Source organism: Catenulispora acidiphila DSM 44928 (genome assembly GCF_000024025.1).
Lineage (GTDB): Bacteria > Actinomycetota > Actinomycetes > Streptomycetales > Catenulisporaceae > Catenulispora > Catenulispora acidiphila.
Window position 1 is genome coordinate 1,636,827 of sequence record NC_013131.1, and the last position, 23,044, is coordinate 1,659,870.

The window sequence follows — 23,044 nt, forward strand, 5'->3', positions numbered from 1 at the left end:
TTTGTCCTTGACGTCCGCCAGACGACGCCGAGTCGTGATGAGTGCGGGGACGTGTGTGCGCCGTGGATACGCGGGCGTTGCGAAGCCCGGCTCAGCCCTCGTCCGCCGCGGAACCCAGCAGGTGGACCGCGTCGGCGAACGCCTCCGGCGCTTCCTGCGGCAGGTTGTGCCCGACCCCGTCCACCTTCCGGTACTCGAACCGGCCGGTGAACAACTCCCGGTCCCCCGAAGCGTCGAACCCTGCTCCGCCGATCCCGTCCGCCCCGGACTCCAACACGACAGTCGGTACCGAGATCTCGGTCCCGAAAGCGAGCCGCTCCTCGATCGCCTGGTACCGCGGATCGCCCTCGACGAGGTTGTACCGGTGCCGGTAGGAATGGATGACCACCTCGACGAAGTCGGGATTGTGCAGGCTCGGCGCGCTCGCCGGGAACTCGGCCGAAGCCTTCGTCCACGTCGGCGACCACGTCCGCCACAGCAGCTCGCACAACTCCTCGCGGTTGCGCTCCAACCCGCGCCGTCCGCGCTCGCTCTGGAAGTAGTACTGATACCAGTACGTCGCCTCCCACTCCGGCTTCGACGGCTCACCGGAGTGCGCGATGTTCTGCACGTTGTACCCGTCGACCGTCACCAGCCCGCGCACCCGCGCCGGCCACAGCGCCGCGACGATGCACGCCGCCCGGCCGCCCCAGTCGTAGCCGCCGACGATCGGCCGGTCCAGGCCGAGCGCGTCGATGAAATCGAGCAAGTCCTGACCGATCGCGCCCTGCTGTCCGGACCGCATGTTCGTCTCCGACAGGAAGCGCGTTTTACCGAAACCCCTGAGATACGGCGCGTATACGGAGTAACCACCCCGCGCCACCAATGCGGCGGCGACCTTGTCGTAAGCACGGACGTCATAAGGGAAGCCGTGGAGCAGTACGACGGGTATCCCCTCGGGGTCCCCGGCGTGCTTATAGGCGATGTCGAGTACTGGCGTCGCTATGTGATCCACCGCAGTGAAGGTCATGAGGAGAGCTTCGCATAATCGCGCGCGTATGCCTCGAAGAATGCCGCCTCCGCCAGCACCGAATTCCGCAGCTCAGAGAGCAAAACCCGTTCGTTGGGACCATGCAGCTGGCAGGCCGCGTCCTCGGCGCCGAACAGCAGGATCTCGGCGCCTGGCACCGCTTTCGCGAGCCCGTTGACCAACGGGATGGCGCCGCCGCTCGCTGCCTGCGTGGCGTCCGCTCCCCACACCGCCTTCATCGCCGTTGAAGCGGCCTGATACGCCGGGCCGCCGGTCTTCGCGGCGAACCCGGGACCGGCGTCCTGCGGCGTCACGGTGAGCTCGACGCCGAATGGCTTCACCGCCTCCAGATGCTGAACCAGCGCCTGCTGCGCTTCTTTCGGATCCTGCTGCGGGTGGATGCGCAGGTTGATCAGTGCTCTGGCATACGGCACGACCGCCAGCGCCGCGGTGTCGACGGCCGGCGCGTCCAGCCCGACGACGGTGATCGCCGGTCCGCTCCACAGCCGCTCGCCGAGCCCGCCGGTCCCGAGCAGCGGCGTCTCCGGCTCGACGGCCGCCAGCCTGCGGAACTCCTCGTCGGTGTACGCGGTCCCGGACCACGGCTCGCGGCGCAGGCCCGGCACGGCCACGTCGCCCTTGTCGTTGTGCAGTGTGGCCAGTGCGGCGATCAGGGTGAGCAGCGCGTCGGGGGCGGCGCCGCCGTACAGACCGCTGTGCCGCGCCTCCTTCAGCGTGCGGACCTCCACCAGCACCTCGGCGTCGCCGCGCAGCGCGGTGGTCAGCGTCGGCGTGCCGGGGCGGATGTTGCCCATGTCGGCGATGACCATCGCGTCGCAGGCGAAGGCCGAGGGGTTGAGCGGCGGGTAGTCGTCCAGGGCGCTGCCGTATTCCTCCTGACCCTCCAGCACGACGCGGATGCCCACCGGCGGACGGCCGTCGAACGCGCGCAGGGCGCCGAGGTGGACCGCCAGGTTCGACTTGTCGTCGGCGACGCCGCGTCCCCGGATCGCCGGGCCGTGCTCGGGATCGGTGTACTCCGTGGGCGTGAAGGGCGGGGAGGCCCAGGCGGCCTCGTCGCCGGGCGGCTGGACGTCGTAGTGCCCGTACAGGAGCACGGTCGGGGCGTCCGGCGTCGGCGGCGGGATGTGGCCGGTGATGATCGGGGACGTGTTCGGTAGGCGCAGGTCTTCCAGATCCTGCACTCCGGCTTCGCGCAGCAGGTCGACCAGCAGGTCGTGGCACTCGGCAATCTTCTCCGGCGGATAGCCGGGAAAGGCGATCGAGGGGATGGCCGCCAGCCGCTTGAGATCGTCGGCGACACCCGGCATCAGGGCGTCGACCCTGGCAGTGAGCTGCGCGATGTCCATGCCGTCAGTAACTCATATTCGGCTGTGGCGCGCTGTCTCGAAAGGCGTCCCTTCCCCTCGCGCACCGCCTCTTGTTGGATGACTCGCACGCGCCTACGATGAGCCTCCCGAGAACATGAAGATGCTTCACATATCTGGAGCGCGCCTTGGCACTGGAAACGTCGAACGGCCCCGGCACCACCTCGTCCCCGTTCGACGCGGAGCCCACGGCGCGGGTCCGGGCGCCCTGGATCACCGGGTTCGTGGTCGCCGGGCTCGGCTGGCAGGTGGCGAGCCAGGTACCGAGCACCTTCACGGTGCCGCAGCAGATCAAGGACATCGATCCGGCCGGGCACGTCGCGGACTTCGCGTGGGTGAACACGATCGGGACGCTGTCGATCCTGTTCCTGGGCCCGCTGTTCGGGATGCTGTCGGACCGGACGACGTCGCGGTTCGGGCGCCGTCGGCCGTGGATCGCCGTGGGCGGCATAGCCGGCGCGGGAGCGCTGGTCTTCAGCGGGACGCAGAACTCTGTGTGGGGCGTCGGGCTCGGCTATCTGCTGCAGACGGTGTGCGTGGCCGCTTTGGCGGCCGGCATGGTGACGATCGTCCCGGACCAGGTGCCGGCCGGGCAGCGCGGGATCGTGCTCGGGTGGGGCGGGGTGCCGCAGGCCGCTGCGCTGATCATCGGCGGGATCCTGGTCTCGCTGTCGAAGGGGTACGTCGGGCAGTACGCGGCGCTGGCCGCGCTGATGGTGTTCGTGGTGCTGTTCGCGTGGCGGGTCGGGGACCCGCAGCTGCCTCGTGAGCGGCGGGAACCCTTTAGTTTCCAGGCGTATCTCGCCAACTATCGGATCCAGGTACGGCAGTACCCCGACTTCGGGTGGGCGCTGGCGACGCGGTTTCTGATGGTCCTCGGATACGGACTCGGGACGTTGTACACGCCGTACTTCCTGGACGACGTGCTCGGGTTCAAGAACACGCCGAGCGACAAGAGCAACGACAGCCATCTGCTGATCGTGGTGGCCGTGAACAGTGTTTCCACGGTCGCGCTGGTGGTCATCGCGGGCTGGCTCTCGGACCGGTGGGGACGCCGGAAGCCGTTGGTGGCCGCCGGGTCCGCGGTGATGGCGGTCGCCGCCGCGATGCTCGCGGTGCATCAGACCTGGGGGATGATGCTCGCCGCCGGCGCGGTGCTCGGGCTCGGGTATGGCGTCTATCTGAGCGTGGACGGCGCGCTGGTCACGCAGACGCTGCCGTCCGGCGCGGATCGCGGGCGGGACATGGGATTCGCGAACTTGATGACGATCATCCCGTTCGCGCTCGTGCCGCCGATCGCCGCACTGCTCATCAAGTTCGCGGGTGGGTATGCTGCGCTGTTCTGGGCTTCGGCGATCGCCTCGGTCGCGGGAGCCTTGTGTATCAACAGGATTCGCGGCGTTCGGTAAGGGCGACACGCACGGCGCGCAGATAGAACGGGTACTCATGACCTCTCCTTCCCGTGTCCTCGTCATCGGCATCGACGGGGTGCGTCTCGACGTGCTCCGCAGCGTGGCGACGCCGCATATCGACGCGGTCGCCGCCGAGGGCTTCCTGGCGCCGGTGCGGATCGACGACGCGACGCCGACCTGGTCCGGTCCGTGTTGGGCGACGATCGCGACCGGGGTCTCGGCGGCGAAGCACGGGATCATGCACAACGTCTTCACCGGGCACCGGCTCACGGAGTATCCGGACTTCCTGACGCTGGCCTCGCTCGCGGGGAAGCGGACGTACCTGTCGGTCGGGAGCTGGGAGCCGCTGGCGACGGCGGCGTGCGGGGGACCGTTGTTCGCGGCGCCGGACCGGGTGACGTTCACGTCCTACGGGCTGGACTGCGAGCGCGGGGACGAGGCGGCGACGGTCGACGCCGAGCGGGAGATGCTGGCGGCGGACTACGACGTGGCGTTCGTGTATCTGGGGGACGTCGACGAGACCGGGCACGAGCTCGGGGTCGGCGCCGAGTACCGCGCGGCGGTGGAGCGTGCCGACGCGCGGGTCGGACGGCTGGTGGCGACGGTGCGGGCGCGCGCGGCGTACGCCGCGGAACGGTGGACGGTGATCGTGGTGACGGACCACGGTCACGTCGACGAGGGCGGCCACGGCGGCGACAGCGATCTGGAGCGCACGGCGTGGATCGCCGCCAGCGGGCCGGGGATCGCGGCGGGCGCGGAGATGGGGACGCTGCGGCATGTGGACGTCGCGGCGCATGTGTATGAGGCGGTCGGGCTGAGCGAGGCGATGGCGGGGCTTCCTTTGGAGGGGAAGCCTTTTGGGGCGGTCTCGGTCTGAGGTGGGTCAGGGAGCTTTCTTCGTGCTCTGATTCTTCTCTCTCGCTCCCGCTTCCAACGCCTCTGCTTCCTTCACGTCTGCTTCCTTCGCCTCCGCTCGCTTCGGGAAGGGGATCCGCATCAGGTCTTCGGCGATGTGGATCGGGCCGCTGAACTCCTCGGCGGCCTGGGCGAGGTAGCGCGCCGGGGCTTCGTCGACCGGGTAGCGCTGCGAGAAATGGGTCAGCACCAGCTCGCGGACGCCGGCGTCGGCGGCCAGGCGCGCGGCCTGGCGGGCGGTGAGGTGGCCGAACTGGCCGGCCTGTTCTTCCTCGGAGTCCAGGAAGGTCGCCTCGACGACGAGGAGATCGACCCCGGCGGCGAGCTGCTCGGCGCCGGGGCAGCGGCGAGTGTCCATCAGGAAGGCGAAGCTCTGGCCGGGGCGGGGGACGCTGACGTCCTCGAGCCGGACGTCGCCGAGGCGGCCCTCGGCGCGCAGACGGGAGATGTCCGGACCCTTGATGCACGCCGCGGCGAGCTTGCGGGGCAGCATCCTGACGCCGTCGGCCTCGTCGAGGCGGTAGCCCTGGCAGGGCATGCCGTGGTCGAGCGGGGCGACGGTGAGGGTCAGGCCGCCGTCGAGGGGGTAGGAGCGCACGCCGCACGCGGGCTGCGTGGCGATCTTCGCGCGGGCGTGGTGCGGCGTGGCGAAGCGGAGGCGCTCGAAGTACTCCTCGTGCTCGCCGGGGAAGTGGCAGACCACTTCGTGCGGGACGTCGTCCAGCGACATGCGCTGGAGGATGCCGGGCAGGCCCAGCGCGTGGTCGCCGTGGAAGTGCGTGACGCACAGCCGGGTGATCTCGCTGACCGACAGCCCGGCGAACTGCATCTGACGCTGCGCGCCCTCGCCCGGATCGAACAGGAAGCCCTGCTCGTCGAAGCGGAGGAAGTAGGCGTTGTGCGCGCGATAGCGCGTCGGGACCTGCGAGGCGGTACCCAGGATGACCAGCTCGCGCATCATCGGCGGGCCTCCGCTTCAGCGCCGGCGCGGATGCGCTCCCAGGCCCAGCCGTCGCCGAGCAGGTGGCTGACCAGGCTCGCGTCCAGCAGCGCCAAGACGGTGTAGGCGCGGAACTCGGGGTCGTGGTCCTCGGCGAAGAGCATCGTCAGATGAGTCTTCCAGAACTGATACACGCCCAGCCGATAGCGCGCACCGGGCGCGGCGGTCTCCGAGACGAGCAGCAGATCCAGGTGCGCCTGCAGGTAGTCGAGATACGCGCGCACGAACGCCACCCGGCGCTCAGCCCGCGTCCCATCCGGCCCGAGCGGAGCCGGACCGGAGATCATCGCGAGCTGCAGCTCCTTCTCCTTGTCGTCCAACAACGCGGCGACCAGCCCACTCTTGTCCCGAAAGCGCCGATAGACGGTCCCCTTACCGACCCCCGCCTCCTGCGCCACCGCATCGGTAGTCAGCGCCTCAACGCCGCCATGCGTGTACAGCCGCCACGCCGCCTGCAGCACCAACGCCCGATTCCGAGCAGCATCAGCCCGCTCCCGCGGCGGATCACCGACGAGCGGCAGGGGCAGCGCAGGGCGCGACGGCTCGGGCATGAATCCATTCTAGACAAACGGACCCCAGTCCGCATACTCTCATCACGTAAGCGGACCTCAGTCCGGATAGCTCAACCCAGGAGGCACACCCATGACCACCCTCATCACCCGCGACGAACTCCAGGCCGCAATATCCGCCGGCCACGTAACCCTCCTCGACGCCCTCGCCGGCACCTACTGGCAGAAGCAGCACCTCCCCGGCGCCATCCCCCTGCACGCCGACCACGTGGAGCAGGTCTACCGCGAGCTGCTGCCCGACCGAAACGCCCTGATAGTGACCTACTGCACCAACCCCGCCTGCCAGAACAGCCAGCAAGTCGCCACCAAGCTGGAGACCCTGGGCTACACGAACGTGCGCAAGTACCGCGAGGGGATCGAGGACTGGGCCGCGGCAGGGCTGCCGTTGGAGTCGGGAGATGGAGAGGGCTGAAGGCGGGGGAGCTAGCGGCGCGAGGGAACAAGGTCGGCGAGTAGCAGGGGCGAGCGCCGGTCCGAACGCCGCAATGTGATGCGTCGCGGGTGAGTGCGGCGATGGGGTTGCCGTGGCGCGGCCGGACTGCGGTGCGGGGGAACGTCGAGCTGGCTACCGCGATTTGATGCGCTCACGAATCTTGGTGCACTCATGAATTATGTGGGGGCGGAGTCGCGTGGGGCGGTGCGGTTGGTTTGTGGTTTGAGAAGCTTTTTACGGCTTCGCGCGGGTGTTGATGGCCTCGCAGGGGGCGCAGTTCGGTGGTGGGCGGCTGGTCTGCGCTGGCGGCCGGCGGTGGTGGCGGGACACGACCGCGCGCCGGTCCGAGTCACTGCGCATGCGTTGGGGTCGGCGGGTGGCGGCCGCGTTTGAGGGGCACCGAGACACAACCCCGTATGGTGTGAAGGATCCACCGGCGTGGGTGGCAGGCTGCTGCTTCACCTGCTCGCCGACACCTTTGAGAAAGGCAGTTGTGCCTTTTGCTGGCATCGCGCCGGAACTAGCTGACTCCGCGAGGCCGCAATGATTCCGTTTACGGCGACGACAGCGATGAGGAATCCGGGGCAAAGGCGACCAACACTCGAACCGCCACCGCCCAACCCGGCCCGACCCCCGTTGCCGAGGCCCCCGCCGGAGCCCGGGTTTTGATCTAAGGCGCCCCTCATACGCGGCTGCGACCCGCCAGCCTCAACGCGTGCGCAGTGACTCGGACCGACGCGTGGTCGTGTCGCTCCACTACCGCCGGTCGCCGACGCAACCCAGCTCCGCTCAAAGCTTCTAAAAGCCCACCAACCAACCGCACCAGCCCACGCCCCGCCACCCATGCATAAGTCATGAGCGCCCGAGGCGCGGGGAGCATCTGGTTACGAAGCACGACGCGGGTCCCGATCCCGCGCCCCACGCCGCCAGGACGCTGCTCGCGGCGCGGCGGGGGTTCGACGGCTTATTGGTTGACGCGGATCGCCGCGTCGCGTCGGCGCAACGTCCCCGGCGGCGCGCCGCACGTGCCGCCGAGGACACCGTCCGCTAGGTGCGCGGGCGGTCGAGCTCGACGTTCTCGAGGACGCCGAGCGCGTCGGGGACCAGGATGGCGGCCGAGTAGTAGGCGCTGACGAGGTAGCTGATGATGGCCTTGTCGTCGATGTTCATGAAGCGGACGTTGAGGCTGGGTTCGTACTCGTCGGGGAGGCCGGTCTGGTGCAGGCCCACCACGCCCTGTTCGTCCTCGCCGGTGCGCATGGCGAGGATGGAGGTGGTGTGGCCGTCGGTGATGGGGATCTTCGAGCAGGGGTAGATCGGGACGTCGCGCCAGGCGAAGACGCGGTTGCCGTCGACGGTGCCGGAGGTCGGGTAGACGCCGCGCTTGGTGCACTCGCGGCCGAAGGCGGCGATGGCTTTGGGGTGCGCGAGGAAGAACTTGGTGGAGCGGCGCATCGACAGGAGCTCGTCCATGTCGTCGGGGGTCGGCGGGCCGCTGTGGGTGTGGATGCGCTGCTCGTTCGCGGCGTTGGCCAGTAAGCCGAACTGGCCGTTGTTCACCAGCTCGTATTCCTGGCGCTCCTTGAGGGCCTCGACGGTCAGGCGCAGCTGCTGCTCGGTCTGGTTCATCGGGTCGTTGTAGAGGTCTGCGACGCGGGAGTGGACGCGCAGCACGGTCTGCGCGACCGAGAGCTGGTACTCGCGCGGGCTCAGCTCGTAGTCGACGAAGGTGCCGGGCAGGTCCGCCTCGCCCTCGTGTCCGGCGGCCAGGGAGATCTCCGCCTCGCCCTTCTTGTTCGTCGGCTTGTCGCGCTGGGCCGCGTGCGAGGCGACCTGCGTGCGCAGCGTCTCCGAGCGGTCCAGCAGTTCCTGGAACGCGCTCAGGGGGAGCGCGAGCAGGACGCCGGAGGTGGTGGCGCGGGCTCCGTAGCCCCACGGCACGGAATCCACCACGCCGCCGGCGACCGCCTCGTCGCCGAGGTGGTCGCCGCCGGCCAGTGAGCCGACGATTGTGGTCTCGCCGTACTTGCTCGTGCCGACCTTGGCGACCTTGCCGTGTCCGACCACCAGGATCTCGGTCACCGGCTGCCCGGCCTCGGCCAGCTGCTCGCCGGCGGCGAAGCGGCGCGGGGTGAAGCGGCCGGCGAGCTCGGTCAGCAGCGCCTCGTCGTCCAGGCCGCGCAGGATCGGCAGTTCGGTCAGTGTCGGTGCCAGGACCCTGATGTCCTCGCCCGACTGGTCGAAGGCGATCCGGCCGCGTCCCACCGCGTGCGTCAGACGCCGGTTCACCCGGTAGGTGCCGCCGGAGACCTGCACGAAGGGGAGTTTGCGGAGCAGCCACCGGGAGGTGATGCCCTGCATCTGCGGAACGGTCTTGGTGGTCGTCGCCAGGTTGCGCGCGGCGGCCGTGCTGAGGCTGAGCTGGCTGTCCGGGCTGTCCTGGACGAGGTCCTGCGGCATGGGATCGGTCGGCATGCCTCCACGTAACCAACGGGGCTCTCGAGTCGGCAATATGCGGCTTTGGTACTTCGTTACTTCGAGTGATAAGCCCTGCGCGGGATTGACGCGGCGTCCCGGCGCCTCGCACTCCTTGTGAGAGTACTGATTCGCCGGGACGCCGCGCGGTGCTAGGGGGAAGCGGCTAGGAAATGGCGAAGTCGTCCGCGTAGACGTCGCCCTGGCTGTACCAGCCGTGGACGAACACCGTCACGTTCCCGGTGGCGTCGGTGGTGAACGGCACCGAGAGCTTGGTGTAGCCCGCCGCCGAGGTCCACGCGCTGGCGCTGGCTCCGCCGCTGACGCCGACGAAGGCGTAGTTGCCCTGGACGTACGCGGTGAGCGTGTAGGCGTGGTTCGGCGTCAGGCCGGTCACCGCCTGGTCGCACTCGCCGGTCGCGCCCGCGGTCGGCGAGATCTTCGCCGCGTGCGAGCCGGCGTGGACCGGGCTGGCGACCACCGAGTCAGTGCTCTGACACGTCCACGGGGACAGCGACCCGGTCTCGAAGCCGCCGTTGACGACCGCGCCGCCGCCTCCGCCGCCCTGGCCGGTGACGGTCAGGGTGAAGGTGGCGCTGTGGCTTCCTGAGGCCGCAGAGCCGTTGACGGTGATCTGGTACGTCCCGGGCGGGGTCGTCGCCGCCGTGGCCACGGTCAGCGTCGAGGTGCCGCCGGCCGTCACCGAGGTCGGGCTCAGGCTCGCGGTGGCGCCGGAGGGCGCGCCGCTGGCCGTGAGCGAGATGGACTGCGCGCTGCCGTTGGTGACGGCGGTGGACACCGTCGCCTTGGCGGTCCCGCCCTGAGCCAGCGAGGCCGACGTCGGCGAGACGCCCACGGAGAAGTCGTTCGTCGGCGGCGGCGGGGTGGTGCCGCCGCTGGTGAACGGCTCGAAGGTGTTGCTGAAGTACCACATGCCCTGCGCGATCCCCGAGCAGCTGTCCGAGCCCCCGGTGCCGACGCAGCCGCCGTTGTCCCGCTGCAGCGCCCAGAACGAGATCTCGGCGATGCCCTGGGCGTTGGCCCAGCTCAGCACCGGCGCCGCGTCCGCGGTCTGGAACGTCTCGGCCGCGCCGTAGTCGTCGATGCCGGGCATCTCGGTGACGCCGACCATGCCCCACAGCTGCGCGGCGGTCTTCGTCGGGTAGAGCGTGGCGAGCTGCTTCTCAAGACCGGTGGCGGCGGTCTTGGTGTCGTTCGCCATCTGGTGCGTCGCGCCGTCGTAGTAGTCGAACGTCATGATGTTGACGACGTCGACGCGCGCGTTGTTCGTGACCGCGTTCTGTAGAACCTTCAGACCCGAGCCGGCCAGGCCGCTCGTCGTGGTCGGCAAGGTGTAGGTGAACTGGACGGTGCGGCCGTTCGCCGCGGCCCAGTCCTCGACCATCTTGATGGCCTTGTTGCGCCGGTCGATGCCGGCGGTGTTGGTCAGCGAGTTGTCCTCGGTGTCCAGGTCGAGCCGGGTGACGTTGTACGTCGTGATGACGTTCTCGTACGCCGCGGCGATCGAGCTCACATTCGTGCAGCTGTCGGCGATCTCGGTGCCGCCGTTGTCGGCGGCGTACCCGCCGAAGGACGGGATCACGTCGCCGCCGCCGGCCCGGATGGTGGAGATGGCCGAACCATAGGTGGACGAAGAGATCGGCGTCGAGGTGTCGCCGTCCCAGTCGACCGTGCACGAACCCTTGCTGGCGGTCTGGATGAACGCCATCGTCAGGTATTTCGCGCCGGACGCCTGGCTCAGCGCGGCGGGGTCGTCGCCGTTGTAGGCCTCGAAGTAGGGCGCGAAGACGTGCGCCGGGATAGGGGTGCCGGTCGACGCGGCGGGCGCCGCCGTGGCGGCGTGGCCCGCGGCACTCGACGCCAGGAGGGCGCCGGTGCTCGCGGCCAGCGTCGCCGCGGCGGTCGCGAGCACGCGGAGATGACGGCCTGTCCGTTTCATGATGCTCCCAGTGGCAGGGCGTTGATCAGGACTGGATCTGTATCGAACCAAAGAGCTCGAAGAGGCGGCCGCCCTGGAGCACATCATTGGACTAGACCAGAGGTCTGTCAAGGTTCCTAACAATTCGGTTTGCCGCAACCTGCGGCGCAACGTTTTTCCTTGCCTGACCGGTGTCCGTAATTGCACCGAAAACACCGAAAGAGATAGACAGGGCCCTGTATTGCATTTGTCTGTTTCTACAGCGAGCGCAGCGCGTCCACGGCGAGGCGGGCCGCGGTCCCGATGACGGCGTCGGCGGCCGGCAGGACCGCGGCGGTCGAGGCGGCGCGGGTGAAGACGGCGACGGCGTAGCGGCCGCCGTCGGGATACTCCACGACGCCGGCCTCGTGGCGCAGGGTCGGCAGAGTGGCGGTCTTGCCGCTGACCCGGACGTCGTCGAATGGGAAGCCTGAGGACATGCGGTGCGTCCAGGCCTGCCCGCCGAGCACCGCGCGCAGTTCCTCGCCGAGATCGCCGGTGCAGACCTCGTCGCGCCACACGGCGGCGAACAGCTCGGCCATCTGGCGCGGCGTGGAACGGTTGGTCTGCGTCGGACTCAGGACGCTGACATCGGCGAGCGCTGCGGGATCGGCGAGGTTCGGGTGCGCCCGGAGTGCGTCCCGGATGTCGGCCATCGAGTGGACGGCGACCGTGTCGGAGAGTCCCAGCTCGGCCATGGTGCGGTTGACGGTGGCGAAGCCGACCTCGCGCCACAGGATGTCGGCGGCGGCGTTGTCGCTGACGGCGACGACGAGCGTCGCGAGGTCGCGCAGCGAGAGCCGGACGGCGTCGCGCATCACGGCGATGCCGGACAGCCCCGGGGTGCGCTCGGCGGCGGTGATGTCGATCTGGCGCGTACGGTCGAGCCGGCCCGCGGCGGCTTCGCGGTAGAAGGCCGCCAGCAGGCAGACCTTGTGCAGGCTGCTGGTCGCGGCGAGCTGGGTGGCGGCGACCGAGACCGAGGCTCCGGTGTCGATGTCGAGGGCGTGCAGCTGTCCGGTGACGCCGGCGTCGGCGAAGGCGGCGGTGATGCGCGCCGAAGCACGCCGGGTGACAGCGGGTCCGGCAACAGCGTGTCCGGCAGTGGTTTGCCCCATAGCGATTTGCACAGTGGAGCCGTCTCCCAGCGGAGCGTTGGACGGCGAAGCGGCTTCCCTCACAGCGCGAACTCCGTTTCCGGTCGGGCGGCGCGCGGTCGTTCGGCGGACGCTGCGTACATGCCGGCGTGGGTGCGCAATGCGGCGTCGGCGGCGTCGGCGAAGACGCGCACGGCGGGTCCGTCGTGACCGGCGCGCCACGTCGTGGACGTGCGCCAGGACAGCGGATGGCCGGTCAGCGGACGCCATGCGGTACCGGGTTCGGGCGGCGGCGCGGGGATCAGGGCGATCAGGTCGGCTCCGGCCATGATGAGCGCGCGGGTGAAGTCGAGGCCTTCGACGGTGCGGACCGCCGTCGGCGTGAAACCGTGGCGGGCACAGGCGGTCAGCGTCTCGTCGTGCAGCGCCGGGCTGTTCGTGCGCGGCGGCATGGCGAGTGCGCGTCCGGTCAGGGCCCTGAGATCCACCTCCGGCTCGACCGCCAGCGGGTCATTGGCGCGCAGCAGAACGCCGAGCGGTTGGTGCAGCATCGGTCCGAATGCCAGCCCGGCGGCCAGACAGGGATGCCGCACGATCCCGGCGTCCAGCGTTCCGGCGGCCAACTCCGCCGTCTGCTCGGCTGTGGTGAGCTCACGCAGATCGAGCTCGCCGCCCGGGCTGCGTTCCTGGAACGCCGTCAGCAGCGCCGCGACCGCCGCTCCGCCGAGGTGCGCCGGAACCGCCGCTCGGAGCGTCCCCGCTTCGCCGTCCTGGAGCCGCCCGACCACCGACTGCAACCGGTCCGCGGCGTCGAGCACCGTCTCGCTCTGTGCCAACACCAGCCGCCCGGCCGGGGTCAGCACCGCACCGCCGCGACCGCGGTCGAACAACCGCACCCCGAACTCGCGCTCCAGGCGCTGGATCCGCTGCGACAGCGACGGCTGCGCGAGCCGAAGCCGGGTCGCGGCCCGCCCGAAGTGCTGTTCCTCAGCGACCACACGGAAGTACCTGAGGTGCGCCAAGAGGTCCATGACATCGGATCATAGCCACATCGCTATGGATATGTTTCCCATAAGACTCTTGGACAGAGCCGCGAACGGCAGGATTTCCTTACGAGCTATGGCAGGCAAGCAACGGCGGGGACGCCGCTCTACTCGGACCGTCGCCACGGCGGTCGTCACGGTCGCGGTGGTGGCGGCCGCCTCGGCGGCTCTCTGGCTGCGATCCGACCACCACGGCACATCGCCGACCGCACAAACCGGGCCGGACAGCGCAGCGGCAGCGGGCTCAGGCTCGAACCCGGCAGCCAACGCGGCTCCCACGACACCCGAGGCGGTCGCGAAGGACTTCCTGGCGGCGTGGGCGTCGGGCGACTACACCAAAGCCGGTTCGCTCACCGACAACGCGAGCGCCGCCGGTCCTCGGCTCCAGGCGGTCATGAAGTCGCTGAACCCGAAATCCACGCAGCTCACCCTCGGATCGCAGATCCCTGCGACCGGTGCGACGCCCGACTCGGCGACGCGCTACAACGTCAACGTCGTGGACAGCTTCGACGGCGGTCTGCAATGGACCTACACCTCGATCCTCGCCGTTGTCCCGGCGAGCGGAGCCGCGAGCACGCCGCTGGTCCACTGGTCCTCGGCGGTCATCCACCCCCAACTCGGCGCGCAGGCGAATCTCACCGCGACCCCGCCGCCGGCGGCGGTCGTGGACGACACCGGCCTGCCGCTCCAGGCTTCGGCGCATCCCAGTCTGGGAACTGTGCTGACGCGGTTGGCGACCGCCAAGAGCCCCGAAGCTCCCGCCTCCAACGCCCTCCAAGTCAACTTCGTCGACGCCAACACCGGAGTGACGCTCGGCGGGACCGCGCCCATCGTTCTCGGCACGGCGACCATCGGCACGGCATCGCAGATCACGTCGACACTCGATGTCCGCGTCCAGACCGCGGCCGAGCACGCGCTGACCGCGTATCCGAACTCTGGCATGGTCGTCATCAAGCCGAGCACCGGCGGCGTGCTCGCGATGGCGAGCAACTCCCAGAGCACGGCGGGTCTGGCGTACCACGCGATCCGCGCGCCCGGCTCGACCTTCAAGACCATCACCACCGCGGCTCTGCTCCAGACCGGGCTCACGCCCTCGGACGCGGCGCCGTGTCCGCCGACCTCGACCGTCGGATCGCAGACGTACCACAACGACGAAGGGCTGAAGAACGGCTACCCGAACGCCACGCTGACCGACGCCTTCGAGCAGTCCTGCAACACCTCCTACGTCGGGCTGCGCAACCGCCTGTCCGGTCTCGGCGCGCTGGAGAACGAGGCGAAGACGCAGTTCGGCTTGAACCAGCCGTGGGACATGGGACTGGGCTCGGCGACGTACTGCACGGCGGGCAGCGAGCAGGTCCCCGCCGCCGACGGCCAGGAGCGGTTCGCCGCCGAGACCTTCGGCCAGGGCGACATCACGATGTGCCCGCTCACCATGGCCTCGGTGGCCGCGACCGTCGCGAACGGCACGTTCAAGCAGCCGATCCTGCTGCCGGGGCAGAGCCAGGTGGCAGCGACACCGCTGCCCGCCGGCGTCGACAAGAATCTCAAAACCCTGATGCGCGGGGTCATCACCGAGGGCACCGCGACCTCGCTGCGCGGCATCAGTTCGACGCTCGGCGCCAAGACCGGAACGGCCGAGCGGCAGAACGAGGACCCGGACAGCTGGATGATCGCGATGGACCCGCAGCACGACATCGCGGTCGCCTGTGTGGTGCTCAACGGCGGCTTCGGCAACGACAAGGCGGGACCGGCGATCAAGGCGATGCTGACCGGGATCGGGATCGGCTGACCTTGTCCGGGTGCTGTCATGGGGCGGTTATCCGCCCTGTCCCGGTACGGTTTCCCGAAGGAGTGAAACGCCTGGTAGCACCGTGGTTCGTGGGGGTGATGCGCTGCGAGGATCTAGATGTCCGAACAACGCACCGCCGCAAATGAAGGAACCTCCCATGCGCAGGTCTCGTCTCGTCGTCGCTTCGATCGCCGGGGTCGTCGCCTCCGGTCTCGCCGTCTGCACCGCGGTCCCGGCCGACGCCGCGTCCGCCCCGCACGCCGCGTCGACGGCGCAGTCCGCCTCGTCGCATCCGGCGGCGCATCCGGCGGCGCATCCGTCGTCGAACACTGCGAAGGGTCAGACGCTCACGCTCCCCGCGCCGACCGGACGCTTCGCCACCGGCGAATCGGACTTCCGACTGGTGGACAACACCCGCCCGGATCCCTGGACGCCGAACCAGCCCTACCGCGAGCTGATGATCAGTGTCTTCTACCCGGCGACGCACACCGCGGGGCAGCCGTTCACCAACCAGTTCCCGGCCGGCGCGGCCGCCGCCCTCGGCCCGCAGCTCGAGCAGAACTTCAGCCTGCCCGCCGGTCTGGTGGACTGGGCCGCGACCAAGACCCACTCGGTGCAGGACGCCGCGATGGCGCCCGGCCGCTTCCCGGTCGTCCTGTACTCGCCCGGCGCCGGGGACTCGCGCAACTGGAACGTCTCGCAGGCGGAGAATCTGGCCTCGCACGGCTACGTGGTAGTCACCATCGACCACACCGGGGAGGCGCCGGTGCAGTTCCCGGACGGTCACGTGGTCGGCAACGACGCGGTGCTGGCAGCGTTCGCGCAGGCGTACCAGGACGGCACGACCGCGGCCTTCTTCACCAAGCTGATGGGCGCGCGGGTCGCGGACACCGAGCTGGTGCTGAACCGGCTCTCGAGCCTGCCGCACCGGCTGACCGGCGGCATGAACCTCGACGACATCGGCATGTTCGGCCACTCCGCCGGCGGGTTCACGGCGGCCAGCGCGATGTACGCCGACCCGCGGATCAAGGCGGGCGTCAACCTGGACGGCACGCTGGAGTACACCGTCGAGCCCGACGGCACCAACCTGAGCCCGGTCGCACAGCACGGGCTGAAGCAGCCGTTCCTGCTGATGGGCAGCTCCGGCAAGTACGCGAGCGACATCCACATCGAGCCGTCGTGGGCGTCCTTCTGGCAGCACCAGAGCGGCTGGAAGGCGGACGTCACGCTGAACGACTCCCAGCACCAGTCGTTCACCGACGCCGAGTCCCTGCTGCCGCAGCTCGCCGGCGAGGTGCCGGACGCGACGCTGTCGGACAACATCGGATCGGTGACTGACGCGAAGAGGGCGGTGGCCGGCGACCGGGCGCTGGTGGACTCGTTCTTCGACAAGTTCCTGAAGGGCTGCGACGACCACCTGCTGGAGGGCCGTGGCGCGTCGCAGTACCCGATCACATTCGTGAAGTAGGAGCGCGCAGCGCTTTCCGAGGCGGGTACCCCCGGCCGCTCACCCGCGGTAGGGAGGGTGCCCGCCCCAGTTCCATTTCGGCATCGGGGCGTCGTACTCCTTCACGCCGGGCCGGGAGTTGATGACGGCCAGCCGGGTGCCCCACTCGATGTAGCTGACGAACGCGGCGCGGAACTCGGGGTCGTCGGGGAGTCCGACCTCGTCGGCGGCGTCCATCAGGAGGCTGACCCAGCGGCGGCGCTGCTTCTCCTCGATGCCCCGGCCGAGGTGCTGCCGGATCATGTGGCGGTAGCCGCCGTGGGAGTCGGTGTAGGTGTTCGGGCCGCCGAAGACCTCGCCGAGCCAGAGCGCGACGTGCTGCGGGTGCTCCGGGTCCATGCCGGCGAACAGCGGGTAGAGGAGGTCGTCCTTGAGGACCTCGCGGTAGAACGCCTCCGTCAGGCGCAGAAGCGCTTCCTCGCCGCCGATCCATTCGTACAGGCTCGGGACCGAGCCGCCCTCGCCCCGCACGCCGGTCCGCCCGTAGTGCCGCATCTCCAGGATGTCGCCGACGTAAGGCTTGATCTCGGTGAAGAACGCCGGGAATTGCTCGCCGCCGCGGAAGCTCTCCAGGTGGTCCTTGGCGGACGTCCACGTGATGTGCAAGGCGTACTGGTCGGGTTCGTCGACGCAGCGGGTCAGCTCGTAGTCGACGCATTCCGGCGCCGCCGCCAGGCTCTCGGCGGCCCGGGCGTAGGCCGCTTCGAAGCCTTCGGCGCGGTCGGCCGGGATGCGGTAGCGGATGTACTCGACGATCATGGCGTGGAGCCTCCTGCAGAGTGCTTACTTCATGACAGATCACTATGGCCGATGGCGCGACCTCTGTGCGGCGTTTTCCAGGGCGCCGTTCTTTATCAGCGCCGATCTGGCGCTGTAATATGCGTGACGGCATAGGGACCATGACAACTCGCCGACCGGGGGCAGCCGATGACGTCCGAGCACAGCTTCCGCCCGACGGCCGAGGACGCACGGTTGCTGAAGCTCGCGCTGCCGGCGTTGGGGAACCTCGTCGCCGAGCCGTTGTTCCTGCTCGCGGACTCCGCGATCGTCGGGCATCTCGGGACTCCGCAACTGGCCGGGCTGGCGGCGGCGAGTGCGTTGCTGGCGACGCTGACGTACCTGTGCGTGTTCCTTGCTTATGGGACGACAGCTGCCGTCGGGCGCCGGATCGGCGCGGGGGACCTGCCGGGCGCGGTGCGGCAGGGCGTGGACGGGATGTGGCTCGGCGTGATCCTCGGCGTGGTGCTGGGACTCGCCGGGATCGTGTTCGCCGCGCCGCTGGTGCGGGTGTTCGGGGCGTCGCCTGAGGCGGTGCCTTATGGCGTGACGTATCTGCGGATCGCCTCTATCGGACAGCCGGCGATGCTCCTAGTGCTCGCCTCTACAGGAGTCCTGCGAGGTCTGCAGGACATTCGCACGACACTTGTAGTGGCGGCGACCGGCGCCGGGATGAACGTCGTGCTGAACCTGGTGCTCGTCTATCCCGTGGGGATGGGGATCGCGGGGTCCGCCACCGGGACGGTCCTTGTGCAGTACGGGATGGCGGCTGCGTACGCAGTGGTCGTCTATAAGGCGGCGCGTAAATATGATGCGCCGCTCAAGCCAGACTTCGAGGGGATCAAGCAGGCCGCGACCGCCTCGATCCCCTTGCTGATCCGCACGATACTGCTGCGCATCGCACTGCTTGCCGGGACGATCCTTGCCGCGCGCTATGGGACGGAAGCACTGGCGGCACAACAGGTCGCATGGTCCCTATGGGGTTTCCTAGGGCTGGTGCTGGACGCGCTGGCGATCGCCGGGCAGGCGTGGATCTCGCAGTTGCTCGGGGCGTCGGACGTAGCGGGCGCGCGGCGGGCGACGCGCCGGACGATCGAGTGGGGCGTGGTGCTCGGCGTGCTGCTCGCCCTGGTGGTGCTGGCGACGCGGCAAGGGTTCATCCCGCTGTTCACCGAGGATCAGACGGTCCGGAATCTGCTGGAGGACGTGCTGCTGCTGGAGGCGCTGTTCCTGCCGATCGCCGCGCCGGTGTTCGTCCTCGACGGCCTGCTCATCGGCGCCGGCGACGGCCGGTTCCTGGCGTGGGCCGGCATCGCGACCACCAGCGCCTACCTGGCCGCCGCGCTCGGTTCGTACCACCTGGACCAAGGGCTGACCGGCTTGTGGTGGGCCCTCGGGGTGTTCATGCTCGCGCGCCTCATCGCGCTCGGGACACGCATCCGGACCGACCAGTGGATCGTGACCGGCGCCGATCGCGGCGCGAGCGGTGCGGGAACGGAGGACGCGACAGCCGCCGCGGAGGTCGCGGCGGTGACGCAGACGCCTTAGCGGCGGGGCCAGAACTTTCCCTTAACGCGGGAAGGTGCGGCGGGAGTCGAAGAACACTCCCGAGTCGCGCTGCCACAGCAAGACCATCGCGCCGAGGCCGACGACCCAGCTCAGGATGTCGATGACGAGCGCCGCCGTCTCGACGTGGAGCTCGCCGGACAGCGACTGCACCATCCCGAGCGTGGACAGGGCGAAGAACACCGCACCCACCACACGGCCGGTGCCGCGGCCGCGCTGACAGGCGCGCGCCACCAGCCACCAGATCCCGCCGACGACCACCCCGGAGGCGACGCTGATCGCGGCGACCACCGGCCGGTGGACCTCGTTGGCGCCTCCGACCAGGCCCAGGAGCACGGCGAGCGCCGCACCGACCCACATCAGCCGGACCGCTCTGACGATGGTGTCCGGCGGCGGCGCTTGTGCGCCGGTCTTGTCCGGACCAGTCATCGTGTCCATCTGTGCCACCGCGTTCCCCCCGAGGTCGATCTGCCGCGCCACGCTGATTTGTTCGCAGGATAAACCTGGGGTGACGTGCTCAGCTACTGCGTGTTCCACGCCGGTGTTTGAATCGCCTTCGCGGCAACGCCTGGTCCTGCCGCGGTGCGGCCGGTAAGGGTTCTCCGCCCGGCCACCTCCGCCGACCGGCCGTGACGCTGGCACAATGACCGCATGGCGGTGACCGACGAGGCGATCGAGAAGATCAAAGAGATGATCATCAAGGGCCGGCTGCGGCCCGGTGACCGCCTCCCCAAAGAGGCGGACCTGGCCGCGGAGCTGGGACTTTCGCGCAGCTCGCTGCGTGAGGCGGTCCGCGCGCTGTCGCTGATCCACGTCCTGGACGTCCGCCAGGGCGACGGCACTTACGTCACCAGCCTGGAGCCGGCGCGGCTGCTGGAGGCGATGAGCTTCGTGGTGGACTTCCACCGCGACGACACGGTCCTGGAGTTCCTGGAGGTGCGCCGCATCCTGGAGCCCGCCGCCACCGCCATGGCCGCGCAGCGCGTCACCGACGAGGAGGTCGCCGAGCTGCGCGAGCACTTGGCGCTGATCGGCAACGCTCCCACGGTCGAGGACCTGGTGCGCAACGACCTGGAGTTCCACAGCCGGATCGCGGCGTGCTCGCGCAACGTGGTGCTGGGGTCGCTGCTGGACAGCCTGTCGGGACCGACGACGCGCGCGCGGGTCTGGCGCGGGCTGACGCAGGAGGGCGCGCTGACGCGGACGCTGATGGAGCACACGGCGATCCTGGACGCGCTGGCCGAGCGGGACTCCGAGGGCGCGCGGGCGTGGGCGACGATCCACATCGTGAGCATCGAGCAGTGGCTGCGGAACACGTTGAGCGAGAAGCGGTCGACGCAGGGCTGAGGTGAAAGCGGCGAAAGCGGTGGGGCGCCGGTTCTGACAGAACCGGCGCCCCACCGCTTCGCCTAGTCTTGCGCGGCGCCGGAGGTGTAGCGCGAGACGATCAGCGCGACGAGGATCACCACGCCGTTGAAGAACTCGATGTCGTTCGCCGAGACGTGTCCGAAGGTGAGCACGTTCTCGATCAGCTTCAGGGTCAGCACGCCGGTGAGCGCTCCGAACAGGGAGCCGCGGCCGCCGTTCATGCTCACGCCGCCGATCACGGTCGCGGCGAACACCTCGAAGATCTTCCCGGTGCCGGCGCTGGCCGAGGCCGAGCCGAGGCGGCCGGTGTAGAGCATTCCGGCGAAGGCGGCGAGCATCGAGCCGATGATCAGGACGATCCAGACGGTGCGCTCCACGCGGATGCCGGCGGCCTTGGCGGCGCCGGGGTTGCCGCCGATCGCGTAGAGGCCGCGGCCGTGGCGGTACCAGCCGAGGGCGACGATGCCGACGGCGAACAGGATGCCGCAGATCCACACCGAGGCCGGCTGCCCGGCCCATTCGGTGCGGCCGAGGTAGGAGAAGGACGGCGGGAGCGTGAAGATGGTCTGGCCGCCGTCGATCACGATCACCAGGCCGTGCAGCATCGTCAGCATCCCGAGGGTGACGACGAAGCCGTTCAGATTCATCTTCAGGATCAGGAAGCCGTTGATCGTCCCGACCGCCGCCCCGACCAGCAGGCAGATCGGGATCGCCATCCACGCCGCGCCGAAGCCCAGGCCGTTGAAGCGGTTCCCGGAGGTCGGCAGGACCAGCCACAGCGCGATCACCGGCGCCAGCGTCACCGTCGACTCCAGCGACAGGTCCATGCGGCCGCTGATCAGGATCAGCGCCTCGGCCAGGACCAGGACGCTGAGCTCGGTCGACTGCTGGAGCATGGCCAGGAAGTTGTCGCCGGTCAGGAAGTCCGGCGACTCGATGAAGCCGATCAGGATCAGCAGCGCCATCGCCGGCAGCAGCGAGAACTCGCGGAGCCAGCGGGTGCTGGGGCGGGCGAACCGCGCCGGGCGTTCGGCCGGGACGGTCTCGGCCGCGTCGGACATCGTCGTGGCCTCACTCATGGCCGGACCCTTCGTTGTTCGTGAGCGTGTGCTGCTCGTGTTCTGTGCCGGGTTCGGCGGCGTGCTCTGTGTGTTCTGTGTGTTCCGCGTGTCCCGCGGCCGGCGCGCCGGCGCTCAGTCCCTCGACCGCGGCGACGAGTTCGGCGTCGCCCCAGCCGCTCGGGAACTCCGCGACGACCTCGCCCTTGAACATCACCAGTACCCGGTGCGCGATCCGCAGGTCGTCCAGCTCGTCGGACACCAGCAGCGCGCCGCAGCCCTCGTCCGCGGCCTGGCGGACCGTGCCGAGCAGCGACTCCTTCGACTTGACGTCGACGCCGGCGGTCGGCCGGATCAGCACCAGCGCCTTCGGCGAGTTGGCCAGCGCGCGGCCCATGACGACCTTCTGCTGGTTGCCGCCGGACAGCGCGCCGACCGGCTGGTCCGGTCCCTCGGCCTTGACGTCCAGCCGGTCCATCAGGGCACTGCCGGCGCGGCGCAGCGAGTCGCCGGTGAAGAATCCGTGGCGCCCCAGCCGGTCCATCGCGGTGAGCGTGATGTTCTCCGCGATCGGGCGCATCGGGACGACGCCTTGGGCGTGCCGGTCTTCCGGCACGAAGCCGAGCCCGGCGTGCAGCGCGTCCGGCACGCTGCCGGTGCGCACGTTCGTCCCGGAGACCGTCACGGTCCCGGCGCTCGGGCGGTGCAGCCCGGCGACCGTCTCCCCGAGCGTCACGACGCCGGAGCCGCCCGCGCCGGCCAGGCCGACGATCTCGCCCTCGCCGACGGTGACGGAGAAGGCGGAGTAGGCGCCGGTCAAAGCCAGGTCTCTGATTTCCAGCGCAGGCTTCGCTTCAGCGGGCGGTGTGTAGGTGTCGACCGCGAACTGCGCGCGCTCCGAGCGGTCCTCGCCGGTCATCGCCTCGATCAGCTGATCCTTGTCCAGCCCGGCGACCGGCGCGGTGAGGATGTGCCGGGCGTCGCGGTAGACCGTGACGGTCTGGCAGACCTCGTACACCTCGGACAGATGGTGCGAGATGAACAGGAACGCCACGCCGGATTCCTGCAGCCGCCGCAACCGGTCGAAGAGCCCCGCGATCTTCGCGCCGTCCAGCTGCGCGGTGGGCTCGTCCAGGATGATGAACCGCGCCCCGAACGACAGCGCGCGGGCGATCTCCAGCACCTGCCGCTGGTCCACGGCCAGCGTCGAGGCCGCGGCGGAGGGATCCACGTCGATCTCGTACTCGGCGAGCAGATCCGCGGCACGCCCGCGCAACCCCTTCCAACTGATCCGCCGCAGCCCGTCAGACTGCCGGTTCAGGAACAGGTTCTCCGCCACCGACAACGTCGGAATGATCGTCGACTTCTGATACACACACGCAACCCGGGCCTGCCAAGCCGCCCGATCGGACAACGGCGGCGAACCCTCACCCCCGAACAGGATCCGCCCCCCATCCGGCCGCGCCAACCCGGTCAGCAACGACACCAACGTCGACTTCCCAGCGCCATTCCGCCCAACCAGCGCATGCGCCTCCCCAGGCGCGACAGAGATATCGACATCGATCAGCGCCCGCGTGGCACCGAAGCTCTTCGAGACGGCGATCGCCGTGGCGACGGGGCGGCCGGTATCACCGGCCGCCCTCAGGTCGTGCGCTGTCAT

General features: G+C 69.6%; 19 protein-coding genes. 7 read left to right on the top strand and 12 right to left on the bottom strand.

The window, feature by feature from the left end; all coding sequences use genetic code 11:
• Positions 1-91: 91 nt before the first annotated feature.
• Both CACI_RS07155 and CACI_RS07160 read right to left on the bottom strand, forming a co-directional pair.
• Entirely contained in the window at positions 92-1,009 is a 918-nt protein-coding gene (locus CACI_RS07155) for an alpha/beta fold hydrolase (protein WP_012785654.1), read from the bottom strand.
• Positions 1,006-2,379, bottom strand: coding sequence for a M20/M25/M40 family metallo-hydrolase (locus tag CACI_RS07160; protein WP_012785655.1), 1,374 nt, complete (start codon positions 2,377-2,379; stop codon positions 1,006-1,008). The genes CACI_RS07155 and CACI_RS07160 overlap by 4 nt, the downstream gene beginning before the upstream one ends.
• 146 nt (positions 2,380-2,525) lie before the next feature.
• Between CACI_RS07160 and CACI_RS07165 the strand changes: the two genes are divergently transcribed.
• Both CACI_RS07165 and CACI_RS07170 read left to right on the top strand, forming a co-directional pair.
• The gene (locus CACI_RS07165) at positions 2,526-3,806 is read left to right on the top strand and encodes an MFS transporter (protein ID WP_012785656.1); all 1,281 of its coding nucleotides are present in this window, start codon (positions 2,526-2,528) and stop codon (positions 3,804-3,806) included.
• Between the two features lie 37 nt (positions 3,807-3,843).
• Positions 3,844-4,686, top strand: a complete 843-nt coding sequence (locus CACI_RS07170; RefSeq protein ID WP_012785657.1) for an alkaline phosphatase family protein — start codon at positions 3,844-3,846, stop codon at positions 4,684-4,686.
• Positions 4,687-4,692: 6 nt separating this feature from the next.
• Here CACI_RS07170 and CACI_RS07175 read toward each other — a convergent pair whose 3' ends face one another.
• Positions 4,693-5,685, bottom strand: coding sequence for a ribonuclease Z (locus CACI_RS07175; protein WP_012785658.1), 993 nt, complete (start codon positions 5,683-5,685; stop codon positions 4,693-4,695).
• The gene (locus CACI_RS07180; RefSeq protein ID WP_041540102.1) at positions 5,682-6,275 is read right to left on the bottom strand and encodes a TetR/AcrR family transcriptional regulator; all 594 of its coding nucleotides are present in this window, start codon (positions 6,273-6,275) and stop codon (positions 5,682-5,684) included. Before CACI_RS07180 ends, CACI_RS07175 begins: the two co-directional genes overlap by 4 nt.
• A 91-nt stretch (positions 6,276-6,366) precedes the next feature.
• On the opposite strand from CACI_RS07180, the gene CACI_RS07185 reads away from it, so the two are divergent.
• Positions 6,367-6,705 carry a rhodanese-like domain-containing protein gene (locus tag CACI_RS07185; protein ID WP_012785660.1) on the top strand — a complete coding sequence of 113 codons (339 nt, stop codon included), beginning with the start codon at positions 6,367-6,369 and terminating at the stop codon, positions 6,703-6,705.
• Positions 6,706-7,773: 1,068 nt separating this feature from the next.
• On the opposite strand, the gene CACI_RS07190 is transcribed toward CACI_RS07185, so the two are convergent.
• The 4 genes from CACI_RS07190 to CACI_RS07205 form a co-directional block, all read right to left on the bottom strand.
• Positions 7,774-9,201: a family 2B encapsulin nanocompartment shell protein gene (locus tag CACI_RS07190; protein WP_012785661.1), complete on the bottom strand. Its 1,428-nt coding sequence runs from the start codon at positions 9,199-9,201 to the stop codon at positions 7,774-7,776.
• A 166-nt stretch (positions 9,202-9,367) separates the two neighbouring features.
• Positions 9,368-11,161, bottom strand: coding sequence for a glycosyl hydrolase family 18 protein (locus CACI_RS07195; protein WP_012785662.1), 1,794 nt, complete (start codon positions 11,159-11,161; stop codon positions 9,368-9,370).
• A gap of 236 nt (positions 11,162-11,397) precedes the next feature.
• Complete coding sequence (locus tag CACI_RS07200; RefSeq protein ID WP_049871496.1) at positions 11,398-12,297, bottom strand: serine hydrolase; 900 nt, start codon at positions 12,295-12,297, stop codon at positions 11,398-11,400.
• A 59-nt stretch (positions 12,298-12,356) separates the two neighbouring features.
• Positions 12,357-13,307, bottom strand: coding sequence for a LysR family transcriptional regulator (locus CACI_RS07205; protein WP_012785664.1), 951 nt, complete (start codon positions 13,305-13,307; stop codon positions 12,357-12,359).
• An 88-nt stretch (positions 13,308-13,395) separates the two neighbouring features.
• On the opposite strand from CACI_RS07205, the gene CACI_RS07210 reads away from it, so the two are divergent.
• A complete protein-coding gene (locus tag CACI_RS07210; protein ID WP_012785665.1) occupies positions 13,396-15,108 on the top strand; it encodes a penicillin-binding transpeptidase domain-containing protein in 1,713 nt (570 codons plus the stop codon).
• Positions 15,109-15,265: 157 nt separating this feature from the next.
• The gene (locus CACI_RS07215) at positions 15,266-16,576 is read left to right on the top strand and encodes an alpha/beta hydrolase family protein (RefSeq protein WP_012785666.1); all 1,311 of its coding nucleotides are present in this window, start codon (positions 15,266-15,268) and stop codon (positions 16,574-16,576) included.
• Positions 16,577-16,615: 39 nt separating this feature from the next.
• Here CACI_RS07215 and CACI_RS07220 read toward each other — a convergent pair whose 3' ends face one another.
• Positions 16,616-17,374, bottom strand: coding sequence for a group II truncated hemoglobin (locus tag CACI_RS07220; protein WP_012785667.1), 759 nt, complete (start codon positions 17,372-17,374; stop codon positions 16,616-16,618).
• Positions 17,375-17,542: 168 nt separating this feature from the next.
• Here CACI_RS07220 and CACI_RS07225 point away from each other — a divergent pair, with 168 nt between their 5' ends.
• Complete coding sequence (locus CACI_RS07225) at positions 17,543-18,940, top strand: MATE family efflux transporter (RefSeq protein ID WP_012785668.1); 1,398 nt, start codon at positions 17,543-17,545, stop codon at positions 18,938-18,940.
• A 21-nt stretch (positions 18,941-18,961) separates the two neighbouring features.
• Here CACI_RS07225 and CACI_RS07230 read toward each other — a convergent pair whose 3' ends face one another.
• Positions 18,962-19,396, bottom strand: coding sequence for a hypothetical protein (locus CACI_RS07230; protein ID WP_143765166.1), 435 nt, complete (start codon positions 19,394-19,396; stop codon positions 18,962-18,964).
• 213 nt (positions 19,397-19,609) lie between these two features.
• Between CACI_RS07230 and CACI_RS07235 the strand changes: the two genes are divergently transcribed.
• On the top strand, positions 19,610-20,305 hold the full coding sequence (locus tag CACI_RS07235; protein ID WP_012785670.1) for a FadR/GntR family transcriptional regulator: 696 nt from the start codon (positions 19,610-19,612) through the stop codon (positions 20,303-20,305).
• A gap of 62 nt (positions 20,306-20,367) precedes the next feature.
• Here CACI_RS07235 and CACI_RS07240 read toward each other — a convergent pair whose 3' ends face one another.
• Complete coding sequence (locus CACI_RS07240; protein WP_012785671.1) at positions 20,368-21,405, bottom strand: ABC transporter permease; 1,038 nt, start codon at positions 21,403-21,405, stop codon at positions 20,368-20,370.
• Positions 21,398-23,044 carry a sugar ABC transporter ATP-binding protein gene (locus CACI_RS07245; RefSeq protein ID WP_012785672.1) on the bottom strand — a complete coding sequence of 549 codons (1,647 nt, stop codon included), beginning with the start codon at positions 23,042-23,044 and terminating at the stop codon, positions 21,398-21,400. The genes CACI_RS07240 and CACI_RS07245 overlap by 8 nt, the downstream gene beginning before the upstream one ends.